This window comes from Nocardia arseniciresistens, assembly GCF_046764875.1.
In the GTDB taxonomy this organism is placed as follows: domain Bacteria; phylum Actinomycetota; class Actinomycetes; order Mycobacteriales; family Mycobacteriaceae; genus Nocardia; species Nocardia arseniciresistens.
In genome coordinates this window covers 426,172-437,547 of record NZ_JBKORD010000005.1, presented here as the reverse complement: position 1 = coordinate 437,547, position 11,376 = coordinate 426,172, and the positions used below count along the sequence as shown (strand labels likewise).

Annotated in this window: 11 protein-coding genes; 4 read left to right on the top strand and 7 right to left on the bottom strand. The window is 65.1% G+C overall.

Annotated features, from left to right (window positions below):
• Positions 1-556: 556 nt before the first annotated feature.
• The 6 genes from tyrS to ACLMAJ_RS11940 all read right to left on the bottom strand — a co-directional run bounded on the left by tyrS (position 557) and on the right by ACLMAJ_RS11940 (position 6,998).
• Positions 557-1,891, bottom strand: coding sequence for a tyrosine--tRNA ligase (gene tyrS, locus ACLMAJ_RS11965; protein ID WP_412013667.1), 1,335 nt, complete (start codon positions 1,889-1,891; stop codon positions 557-559).
• A 216-nt stretch (positions 1,892-2,107) separates the two neighbouring features.
• Positions 2,108-2,728, bottom strand: coding sequence for a DNA-3-methyladenine glycosylase (locus ACLMAJ_RS11960; protein WP_412013666.1), 621 nt, complete (start codon positions 2,726-2,728; stop codon positions 2,108-2,110).
• A gap of 13 nt (positions 2,729-2,741) precedes the next feature.
• The gene (locus tag ACLMAJ_RS11955) at positions 2,742-3,941 is read right to left on the bottom strand and encodes a low temperature requirement protein A (RefSeq protein WP_412013665.1); all 1,200 of its coding nucleotides are present in this window, start codon (positions 3,939-3,941) and stop codon (positions 2,742-2,744) included.
• A gap of 78 nt (positions 3,942-4,019) precedes the next feature.
• Positions 4,020-4,910 carry an RNA polymerase sigma-70 factor gene (locus ACLMAJ_RS11950; RefSeq protein WP_412013664.1) on the bottom strand — a complete coding sequence of 297 codons (891 nt, stop codon included), beginning with the start codon at positions 4,908-4,910 and terminating at the stop codon, positions 4,020-4,022.
• A gap of 36 nt (positions 4,911-4,946) precedes the next feature.
• Positions 4,947-6,116 carry an NAD(P)/FAD-dependent oxidoreductase gene (locus ACLMAJ_RS11945; RefSeq protein ID WP_412013663.1) on the bottom strand — a complete coding sequence of 390 codons (1,170 nt, stop codon included), beginning with the start codon at positions 6,114-6,116 and terminating at the stop codon, positions 4,947-4,949.
• A gap of 186 nt (positions 6,117-6,302) precedes the next feature.
• The gene (locus ACLMAJ_RS11940; RefSeq protein ID WP_412013662.1) at positions 6,303-6,998 is read right to left on the bottom strand and encodes an NAD(P)-dependent oxidoreductase; all 696 of its coding nucleotides are present in this window, start codon (positions 6,996-6,998) and stop codon (positions 6,303-6,305) included.
• A gap of 230 nt (positions 6,999-7,228) precedes the next feature.
• On the opposite strand from ACLMAJ_RS11940, the gene ACLMAJ_RS11935 reads away from it, so the two are divergent.
• From ACLMAJ_RS11935 to ACLMAJ_RS11920, 4 genes are all read left to right on the top strand, one after another.
• Entirely contained in the window at positions 7,229-8,752 is a 1,524-nt protein-coding gene (locus ACLMAJ_RS11935) for a multicopper oxidase family protein (protein ID WP_412013661.1), read from the top strand.
• Between the two features lie 148 nt (positions 8,753-8,900).
• Complete coding sequence (locus ACLMAJ_RS11930; protein WP_412013660.1) at positions 8,901-9,632, top strand: ABC transporter ATP-binding protein; 732 nt, start codon at positions 8,901-8,903, stop codon at positions 9,630-9,632.
• Positions 9,629-10,417 (top strand): ABC transporter permease, encoded by a 789-nt coding sequence (locus ACLMAJ_RS11925; RefSeq protein ID WP_412013659.1) that lies wholly within the window; start codon positions 9,629-9,631, stop codon positions 10,415-10,417. The genes ACLMAJ_RS11930 and ACLMAJ_RS11925 overlap by 4 nt, the downstream gene beginning before the upstream one ends.
• 49 nt (positions 10,418-10,466) lie before the next feature.
• A complete protein-coding gene (locus tag ACLMAJ_RS11920; RefSeq protein ID WP_412013658.1) occupies positions 10,467-11,108 on the top strand; it encodes a TetR/AcrR family transcriptional regulator in 642 nt (213 codons plus the stop codon).
• Between the two features lie 17 nt (positions 11,109-11,125).
• Here ACLMAJ_RS11920 and ACLMAJ_RS11915 read toward each other — a convergent pair whose 3' ends face one another.
• On the bottom strand, positions 11,126-11,359 hold the full coding sequence (locus tag ACLMAJ_RS11915) for a Trm112 family protein (RefSeq protein ID WP_412013657.1): 234 nt from the start codon (positions 11,357-11,359) through the stop codon (positions 11,126-11,128).
• Positions 11,360-11,376 lie beyond the last annotated feature (17 nt).

Here is an 11,376-nt window from a genome sequence, read left to right as displayed (position 1 = left end):
GATCAAACTCTCCGTTGAAGACTCTCAACCACACCCCGAAAGGTGCAATCAGAAGAATAACTAGAGTCCGAAAACCTAGCAAAACAAAACGCCAGCAAAAAGATTTGCTGACTAAATGTCCAACCCTACAACCGGGGGGTATGCAAGGCCGGAACCAATTAAATAATTGGCACTGACATTCATCGACACACTATTGAGTTCTCAAAGAACACACGCACACAGTTCGTCCCCAGATTCTCTCGGGGGGTCGCTGAGGCAACTTTTCCAGCCTAGCCAATCGCTCGGTCGGAGTCAAGTCCGCTCGTTCGATTGATGATACTGGTGGCCGAACGCTTCCCCGTACTACCTCGTTTCCCAGGCCTTCCGCTCAGCGTTTCCGCTGTGCTTCTCGGCTCCGGGTCGGTGTCCGTGTCGCTCTGACTTGGATAAAGTTACGCGGCGGAAAACGCTACGTCAAATCGCCAAGACGACGCGGCATTTCCCCAGGTCAGAGCCGGTGCACCGACCCGGGAAACCGGCCCGAATTACACGCATGTGACTCAGGCCACCAAGATCTTTAAGCGCCCGCCAGGATGACACCCGCGAAGTTGCGCTTGCCCCGACGCACCACCAGCCATCGTCCGTGCAGGTAGTCGCTGTCCGACGGAGTCCATTCCAGGTCCGAGACACGCTCGTTGTTCACCGATGCGCCGCCTTCGTTCACCGCGCGCCGTGCCGCGCCACGGCTATCGCTGAGCCCAGAGGCCACCAAGAGATCGACGATCGTGCTCGGCTCTCCCGCCACTATCTCGGCGACCGAGCCGTCGACGGCGGCTTCTCGCAGAGCCGAGGCAAGCGTCGGCTCGTCCAGTTCACGCAGATCCGCGCGACCGAACAGGGCCTGGCTCGCCAACTGCACCGCGCGGGTATTGGCTTCCCCGTGCACCAGGGTCGTCATCTCCTCGGCCAGCTTGCGCTGCGCCTCCCGTGCGTGCGGACGTTCGGTGGTCGCCGTCTCCAGCTCGTCCAGCTCCTCCTTGGACAGGAAGGTGAACCAGCGCAGGTAGCGGACGACGTCGGCGTCGGCCGTATTCACGAAGTACTGGTACCAGGCGTAGGGGCTGGTCATCTCGGGGTCGAGCCACAGGCTGCCGCCGCCGGTCGACTTACCGAACTTCTTGCCGTCGGCCGAGGTCACCAGGGGCACTGTCAGTGCGTGCACCGAGGCACTGTCGACCCTGCGGTTCAGTTCCACGCCCGCGATGATGTTGCCCCACTGGTCCGAGCCGCCCACCTGCAACGAGCAGCCGTAGCTGCGGCGCAGTTGCAGGTAGTCGTTCGCCTGCAAGAGCATGTAGCTGAACTCGGTGTAGGAGATGCCTTCGCCGTCGAGGCGTCTCTTGATGGTGTCGCGGGCCAGCATGACGTTCACCGAGAAGTGCTTGCCGATGTCGCGTAGGAAGTCGACAGTCGACAGGTTGGCGGTCCAGTCCATGTTGTTCGCGATGATCGCACCGGAGGGTCCGTCGCCGAGATCGACGAAACGCTCCAGCTGTGAACGGATCCGCTCGGCCCAGTTCGCGACGGTGTCGGAGGAGTTCATGGCGCGTTCGCCGACATCGCGCGGATCACCGATGAGACCGGTGGCGCCACCGGCCAACACAATCGGCCGATGGCCCGCCCGCTGGAAACGGCGCAGTGCGAGCAGCGGGACCAGATGTCCGGCGTGCAGGCTCGGGCCGGTGGGATCGAAGCCCGCATAAAGAGTCAGGCGGTCGGCGGCCAGCGCCGAGCGCAGGGCATCCAGGTCGGTGGACTGTGCGATCAGTCCGCGCCAGGTCAGTTCATCGATGATGTCGCCGCTCACGCTGTCCCATCTTTCCGCACGGATCCCGACGGCCCGCGTTCGCATCAGTCTCGCCGGAGCGCGCCACGCAGGTCGAGTGGATTTCGAACACTCGACCCAACGAAACCGATCGGCGCGGACTCCTGCGCCGATCGGGTTTCGGATATTCGGTTGGACGAGACCGTGGCGTTCAGCGGGTCAGTGTCGCCCGCAGTGCGTCGATGCTCTCGCGGCGGTTGCGTGCGATCCATACGAACACCCGCGCGGTCCGATCCAATGGCCTCAGGAACCAGCCGCGATACGCGGTGCGCGCGGGCTACGGCGATACACGGAGACGGCGGCGGAGGACGGGAGCCAGAACCGCCATGGTTGTTCGGCCGCCACGCTGACGCCGACGCGTGGGCCGCTGGCGATCTCGGCCGTGCTCGGCGCACCATGCCATTCCAGCCGAATCGGCGAAGCCGGGTCGAGCAGCGCGGTTCCGTAATCGCCCAACGTGATTCCGAGTGCACTTCCGAGATTGCCCGGCCCCTTGGCCAGGTCCGTGTCGGTCCGTGCCGTCACGCGCCGCACCCGCGCCTTCTCGAGCCCCGCCACAACCTCACCCGATCGAATCAGCACCGCGCCGGCCGTCCCGTCCGGACCGCTCGTCACATTGACGCAGGTGTGCATGCCGTAGCTCAGATACACATACAGCACACCTGCGGGCCCGAACATCACCGCATTGCGCTTGGTTCGGCCGCGACCCGAATGCGACGCCGGATCCGGCCATGGACCGGTCGGATCTCCGCCGTAGGCCTCCACCTCGACGATTCGAACCCCGACTTCCCCTGACCACAGGGTGGCACCGAGCAATCGGCGGGCAGCGGCGGGCGGTTCGACCGCGAGTTCGTCAGCACGCACGGCTCACCATTGTTCAGGACCGTCGCCGGCCGCCGGACGCACCTCCCCGAAGCAGGTGGTTTCCTTCGAGATAGGAGCTGCGATAGCCGCTGCGCAGCGTGATCAGGTCGTCGATGATCACTGCGGCGTAGGCGATGCCCACCAGTGCGGCGAGCTGTCCCCACGCCACCCATGCCACGCCGATCGGGATGGTGGCGCACACCGCAAAGGCCGCCAGCAATCGAGTCCACGGTCGCGGCAGCTTCAATGCGAGCCGGAAACAGAACTGTCCGAAGAAGTACAGCGCCACACCACCGGACAGTGCCGAAGCGGCGGCCAGGGAGGCGGCCTCGTTTCCGTGGGCGATGCTCATCTTGATGCCTGCCGCGGTCACGATGATCCCCAGGAGCAGCAGATACAGCGCATAGCCGTAGGCGAGCACTGCGACCCTGGAGCTCTGCCTACCGGGAACCGCCGCCAGCGCGTGTTCGCCGCGTTCGTCATCGATGCCGAAGTAGGCCCACCACAGCACATAGGTCAGCGTCAGCCCGAGGGCGACATTACCGATCAGTCCCAGCGTGATCCGCTCCCCCGCGAGGCCGACACCTATGGAGACGACCGATTCGCCGATCGCGACGATGATCACCAGCCCGTGCCGTTCGCAGAAATGGCTGGCCCTGACTACGAAATCGCCTGGGTCGACCAGGTATGGGCTGAGTACCTGCACGACGAAAGCCAGGATCCAGCACAGATATTGGAGCCGATCGTGGGCGAATCCGCCCGCTAGCACCAGTGCGGCCGACAGTGCGTTCAGCGGCCCCATCCTGGTAATCGCGATGTGCGCGCCCGCGCCACCGCTGAAGTAGAACATCGCCGTGTGCACGGTGTTCACCAGCACATAGCCGACGCCGAAGGCGATTCCGGTGCCGTGGAACGCATCCGGGATGGCCAAGGCGAGTACGAAGAATCCGAACATGCCGAGCAGCAGCCAGGTGCGCCGGTTGCTGCTGTTGGGCGCGACCTCGTTGGTGAGCCAGACGTAGCCGCTGTACATCCACCAGATGACCCCGAACATCAGCGCGATCTGTGCCAGCGCCTCCCAGCCGGGATGGTGGACGAACGCATGGGTCAACTGGGTCATGGTGAAGACGAAGACGAGGTCGAAGAACAGCTCGAGGGTGGAGGCCCTGAGCTGTCCGCCTTCCGCGTTCGCGGTACTGTCCGTGCTGGTCACGGCAAGAGCCTAGAACGGCTGGCGGGTTTCTGCCCTCCCTGCCGCACGGTGCCCTCCCGACCGCTCAGTGCTCGCGCTTCAGCCGAGCGTGTCGGTTCCCATGTACAGGCCCTTGAGCTTGGCCGGGTTGATCTGGAAGCGCAGGTTCTGGATCCGGCCGTCGACGATGTCGTAGGTGAAGGCCGCACCGGGGTTCCCGCCGAAGAGCGCGAGCGCGCCGAGTTCGCCGTTGATGTCGGCGGACTCCAGTACAAATCCGGTCGAGACCGGTTTGGCGAGAACGCCGAGGATCCACCTGGCCACGTGGTCGGGGCCGTGGAGCGGGCGACGTGCCGCGGTCACCACGCCGCCGCCGTCTGACCATGCGGTCACATCGGGGGCGAGCAGATCCATCAGCGCGTTGAGATCACCGCCGGAGCAGGCGGCCATGAACTGCTCGGTGACGTGTGCGCGCTCGGACTTGTCGGTGTCGAAGCGCGGTCGGCGGGACTGGACGTGTCCCTTGGCCCGGTGCGCGATCTGCCGGACGGTGGCCTCGGGCTTGTCGAGGGTGTCGGCGATTTCGGCATGCGAGTAGCCGAAGACCTCGCGGAGCAGGAAGACCGCGCGTTCGACCGGGTTCAGTGTTTCCAGCACCACCAACATGGCGGTGGAGACGGTGTCGGCCAATTCGGTCTCCTCCGCGATATTGGGCGAGGTCAGCAGTGGCTCGGGAAGCCAAGGGCCGATATACGTTTCGCGGGTGACCTTGGCGGAGGTGAGCCGGTTCAACGAAAGATTGGTAACCGTGCGTACCAGGTAGGACTTGGGATGCTGGACCGTCGACTGATCGGTTTCATTCCACTTCAACCAGGTGTCCTGGAGGATGTCCTCCGCATCGGTGACGGTGCCGAGCATCCGGTAGGCGGTGGCGAACAGCAGCCGACGGTGTTCGATGAAGGGATCCTGCGTGGGGGCAGCGTCGACCATCTGCGCTTCCGCCTTCCGTTTTCCGGGCCGCACCAGTCACTGGCGGGTTGCCTTGCCGCCCTTGGACAGCTGAACCGACATTGTGACCTTCTTGCTCATCTTGAAGGCGGGCACCGGGCTGCCGCTGACGGTCTCCTTGTACTTCACCGCGGTAGGACCGGTGAGGTAGAACCGCCCGGGGGTGTCGTCGGCCTTGGTGAACTGGATGACCGCGTCCCTGCGGCCCAGGCTGACCGGCTGGTGGAAGTAGCCGAACCGGAACGGCTCGACCTTCTTGCCGCGCAGCTGCCGAGCGATGGTGTCGGCGGTGTACGCGGCGGTCGGCAGACCCGACTGGCAGGTGCCGTGGACCTGCCCCCAGGCCTGCCGCACCGCGGCGGCGTCACCGATGGCGTGGATGTCGGGGTGCGAGACCGACCGCAGCGTCGGATCCACCACGATCAGCCCGCGCGCGTCGGTCTCGATGCCTGCCTGGGTGGCCAGTGGGGAGACTCGGACGCCGGTGGTCCACAGGGTGAGGTCCGCGGGAATCAATTCGCCGCCATCCAGTTCGACCGCGTCCGGCAGCACCTTGGTGACGGTCCCGCCGATCGCGCGGGCGACGCCGAGCCGGTCGAGAGCCGCGTTCAGGTAGGCGCGTGCCTTCTCCCCCATCATGGCGCCGGGCTCGGTCCTGCTGATCAGCGTGACGTTCAGTCCGGGGTGGTTCTCGGCGATTTCGGCCGCCGCCTCGATGCCGGTCAGTCCGCCGCCGCAGACCGCGACATTGCCGCCGTTGGTCGCGACGACCGCGAGCTGCTCCGAGCAGCGGTGCGCGGTGCGCGGGTCATTCAGTGTCCAGGCGTGGTCGGCGGCGCCGGGCACGATGCTGGTGTCGGTGCTGCTACCGAGGGCGTAGATCAGCTTGTCGTAGTGCAGCGTCCTGGTGTCGTCGACGCAGACCTGCTTGGCCTCCGCGTCGATGGAAGTGACCCAGCCGTGGACGAATTCGACTCCCGAGCCCTCCAGGATCTCCGGGATCCGATGCTCGGCGAGTTCCTGGCCCGCCGCGATCTGGTGCATGCGCAGCCGCTCTGTGAAGCGGGCGGACGGGTTGACCAGGGTGATCGTGGTGTCGAGTTTGCGAGTCCGCCGCGCCAGCCGCACCGCGGCCAGCATGCCGGTGTAGCCGGCGCCCAGGATGACGATCCGCTGTTCGGTGTTCATGGCGTTGCTCCTATGGTCGGTGTCACCGGTACGGGGTTCGTTCGATTGGTGACGACTATGGGACAAACAACGGCCGCGGAACGTGACACCCCACTCCTGTGACCTGAGTCACTCATGAACAGTGGCCTCGAAAACTCCCCCGAACAGCCCTGATCGTGCCGTGGCCGCAGATTCCCATACCTGGCGTCAGCTCTTACCGAGCGCCTCGGTCCGGATCAATTGCAGCAGGCTCGGATTGTCGGTCGTCGAGACGACCCCGACGATCATGCGCACGAATCGGTCGTCGCCGACCAGCCGCAGCAGGCTCGCCGCCAGATCGACCCGCGCGGTGTAGCGGGCATCGACATGCCCCTCCATCATCGTGTAGTCCGTGACGTCGGGCAGTTCGTACAGCCCACCGGGGCGAACGATCGTCCAGTCGAGGTCGCTTGCCCGCAACAGCGTTTCCATGCGCCGCATGTCGTCGTAGAGCGTCTTGCCCATGACGCGCACGATGTAGGGCTGTAGCACTCGATTGAAGAGGAACCCGGCGTCCGAGTACGGCTTCGGGTCGACCGCGCTGGACGAGACGACCCCGATGCGGCGCACGCCATGCCGGCGCATGGCGGCGATCATGTTGCCGACACCGATGGAGTAGGTGGTGATCGGCTCCTTGCCGTAGGGCACACCCAGAGCGGAAAGCACGGCGTCGGCGCCCGCGACGGCTGTGTCGACCGACTCCGAGCGCAGGACATCGCCGCCGAAGACGGTGAGCCGCTCGTGTTCGATCGGAAATTCCTCGGGCCGTCGGGTGACGGCGACGACATCGTGGCCCGCGGCGAGTGCCTGGCCGGTCAACAGACGACCGGTGGGACCGTTGGCTCCGAAAACGATGATGCGCATGATGGGTTCCTCACTACGGGTGCTCGGTGTGTTTGTGACGCCCATTCATCCGAACGTCGTATCATATGGAAACCATATCAACTATTTTGAAAACCACACAATATGATAGACGCAACAAACGGGAGGGCTTCGTCACCGCGGGAATCGCCGCACGTGTCAGGGGCGGACCAGGGAAAAAATAGGGAAGCTTCCCGATGCGCCCGGGTGGTGCGGCTTCCTACCGTCAGTGCATGTCTTCGGTATCTCGACCGCGCAGGTGGCGCCGGTTACTCATCGGTGTGGTCGCGTTCGCGACGGTTTTGCTGCTCGCGGTGGGTGGTGGCGTCACGTGGATATATGTCAGTGCGGCCGTATCAACCGTCGGCAGTACGAAATTCAGCAATGAGCTCGCGATTCCGCCGCTGGCGCACTCGGAGCTGCGGCCGGACGGGACCCGGGTGTTCGACCTCGATATGCGTTCGGGGCACAAGGAATTCCGGGCCGGGCAGGTAACGCAGACCTGGGGATTCAACGGCGACTACCTCGGTCCGACGTTGCGAGCCCGGCGCGGCGAGCGAGTGGAAGTTCGGGTCCGCAACTCGCTGCAAGAGGCCTCGACCGTGCACTGGCACGGCATGCACCTGCCCGCGGCGATGGATGGTGGACCGCACCAGATGGTGGCGGCGAGCGACACCTGGGAGCCGCAGTGGACGATCGATCAGCCCGCCGCGACGCTCTGGTACCACCCGCATCCACACGGTGCGACCGAGCAGCATGTGCGACGCGGGCTGACGGGGCTGTTTCTGCTCGATGACGAGATCTCCGAATCACTTCCGCTGCCGAGGAATTACGGCGTCGACGACCTGCCGGTGATCGTGCAGGACGTGAAATTCCGTGGCGCCGAGCTCGATTCGGGACACGCGATCTTCCGTGATGTGGGGTTCCTCGGTGATCAGACGATGGTCAACGGCACCTTGACGCCGTACCGCGATGTCGGCGACGAGTTGGTCCGGCTCCGATTGCTCAACGCGTCCACCGCACGCGTCTACACCTTCGGCTTCGCCGATGACCGCTCGTTCTCCCTCGTCGCTACCGATGGCGGCCTCGTGGAACACCCTGCCGCGTTGGACCGTCTACAGCTCTCGCCTGGCGAGCGCGCCGAGATCGTGGTGCGGGTCCGTTCCGGCGAACGGGCGGTGCTGCGCAGCACCAAGCTCGACGCCGGACTCGACTTCTGGAACGGCAGGTTCGCGGGCGGCGACGACGCCTTCGACGTCCTCGAACTGCGGGCCGCCGCAACGCTGCGTCCCTCGCCCGAATTGCCTGCGATGCTGGCACCTCCGTCCACCCCGGACGGATCCGATTCGGTCGCCGAACGCCGATTCGAGCTGAATCTGAGCGGAATCAACGGGCAGCCGATGGCCATGGACCGGATCGATCTGGCGGTCACGAGGGGCACCGCCGAGACCTGGATCGTGCACAACAACGACGGTATGCCGCACAACTTCCACATCCACGATGTGCAGTACCGCGTGCTCGCCATGAACGGCGCGCCGTCTCCTCCGGCATTGACCGGACCGAAGGACACGGTGTTCCTCCCACCCGATGCCACGGTCGAGCTCGCCATGCGCTTCACCGGCCCCGCCGACCCGAACACGCCGTACATGTATCACTGCCACCTGCTCTGGCATGAGGACCAGGGAATGATGGGCCAGTTCGTCGTGCTCGAGCCGGGACAGTCCGCGGGCAAGCCGCCGTCACATCACGGGCACTGAGGTCCACCTACCTCGCTCGTCGGACAGTCCGCCGACACGCAGAAACGTGGCGACATGCCGGGTTCTGCCGGCGACTCTTGCCCACACATCCGCGCCGCGCTAAATTCATCACATAATGAATTCAACACTCGATGAATTGAGGCGTCCCATGACGGATCCGCACTCATCCCCCGCCGTCGATGTAAGAACCCTGACGGTGCGCCGTGGCGGACGCGAAGTTCTGCATGACGTCTCGTTGACGATTCCGCGCGGTTCGATCACCGGACTGCTCGGGCCGTCCGGCTGCGGCAAGACCACGCTGATGCGCAGCATCGTCGGCACCCAAATCGTGGAATCGGGGGAGATCTTCGCGCTCGGGCTGCCCGCGGGGGACAAAGAACTCCGCCACCGCATCGGATATGTGACCCAGGCGCCGAGCATCTACTCCGACATCAGCGTCTACGAGAACGTCGCGTACTTCGCCGCGTTGTACGGCCGCGACCGCGACGCCACCGATACCGCGATCACCGCGGTCGGGTTACTCGAACAGGCGCACCAACGCGGCGACGAACTCTCCGGCGGTCAGATGACGCGCGCCTCACTGGCCTGCGCACTTGTCGCCCAGCCGGACATGCTGGTGCTGGATGAACCGACCGTCGGCCTCGATCCCGTACTACGCGTGGATCTGTGGAAGCAATTCCACGAATTGGCCGCGGCGGGAACGACACTGCTGGTGTCCAGCCATGTGATGGACGAGGCCGAACACTGCGACCAGCTGCTGCTGATGCGCGAAGGCGAACTGCTCGCACAGCTCAGCCCGGATGAACTGCGCGCGAATACCGGCGAGCAGAACCTCGAACGGGCCTTCCTCTCCTTGATCACGATGGGACAGACAGCATGAGTACCGTCACCTCCGTGCGCCGGACGCCCAGCTTGCGTCCGTACGTCGCGACGACCTCCCGCATCCTGCGCCAACTGCGCAACGACCACCGCACCGTAGCGATGATTCTCGTGGTACCCGCCCTGCTGATGACGCTGCTGTACTTCATCTACAAGGACACACCGAAGAACCCGCTCAATCCGGTGTCGCTGTTCGATCGCGTCGGCATCAGCATGCTCGGCATCCTGCCGTTCATCGTGATGTTCCTTATTACCGCCATCGCCATGCAGCGCGAACGCACCTCGGGCACCCTGGAGCGGCTGCTCACCACGCCGCTGTCGAAGATCGATCTGCTTGCCGGGTACGGCTCGGCGTTCTCGTTGGCCGCGGCAGCGCAAGCCGCGGTGGCCTGCCTGGTCTCCTTCGGCCTGCTCGGGCTCAACGCTGCGGGCAGCCCCGGCTGGGTAGTGCTGATCGCGATGGTCGACGCGGTGTGCGGGGTCGCGCTCGGCCTGCTGGCGAGTGCCTTCGCGCGCACCGAATTCCAGGCGGTGCAGTTCATGCCGGTGGTGGTCGCGCCGCAGATCTTCCTGTGCGGCCTGCTCGTTCCGCGCGGAGAACTGCCGGGTTGGCTGGAGGCGATCAGCAATGTGATGCCGATGAGCTACGCGGTCGATGCGCTGCAACAGGTTTCGACCTATCCCGAGCCGACCGGAGCGATGTGGCGAGATCTGGCGGTCGTCGCCGGGTTCGCAATCGTTGCCCTGTGCCTCGGCGCGGCCACCCTACGGCGGCGAACCCCGTGACGCCACGCGATAACGTGGCAGCCGGTGCGAGGCGAAAGAAGGCGATGGTGTGAAGGCAGGCAACGGTACTACCGCGGACAATGGCGAAAGCGCGCCACGCACCGGGCGCAGACCCGGCCATTCCGGTGCCCGCGAAGCGATACTGACCGCCGCCCGAACCCGTTTCGCCGAAAGCGGTTTCGACAAGACCTCGATCCGCGCCGTCGCCTCCGGCGCCGGCGTCGATCCGGCGCTGGTGCATCACTACTTCGGCACCAAACAGCAGTTGTTCGCGGCGGTGGTCGATCTGCCGATCGATCCGGAGGCCACGCTGCGCAAGATCGACGCCGCGCCGCTGGACCGGCTCGGCGAAACCATCCTCGGCAATGTGGTCGCCATCTGGGACTCCCCCGCGGGTCCGGGGGTGGTCGCCGCCGTGCGCAGCATTCTCGGGGGCGGCGATATGGCACTGGCCAGAACATTCGTGCTGGATGTCGTGCTCGAACGGGTACGACTGCGCATCGCGACGGCCGAGGACGACGGCCGGGCCCGAGTCTCGTTAATCGCCACCCAGATGATCGGTGTGCTGGTCGCGCGAAAGATCATCGAGGTGGAGCCGCTGGCATCGATGCCAGCGGCCGAGCTTGTCGCCGCCATCAGCCCCACCATCCAGCATTACCTGACCGGTGAAATCAATATCCCCGCACCATAATTGCGCGGGTCGGCCGCTCAGATGTCGGCTTGCTGGCCGGTGAAGGCGGTGTGTTCGTCGTCGCCGACATCGCGGGCCTCGTCGATGAGCAGCACCGGAATGCCGTTCTCGATCGGGTAGGCCCGGCGCAGGCGCGGGTTGTAGAGCGCGGTGGCGCCCTTGTCATCGCGGACCAACAGCAGCGGACCCTTGTCCTGCGGGCAGGCGAGCAGGCTCAACAGTGTGGCGTCCAAGGCGGTTTCCTCCGGCATGATCGATAACTTACCCG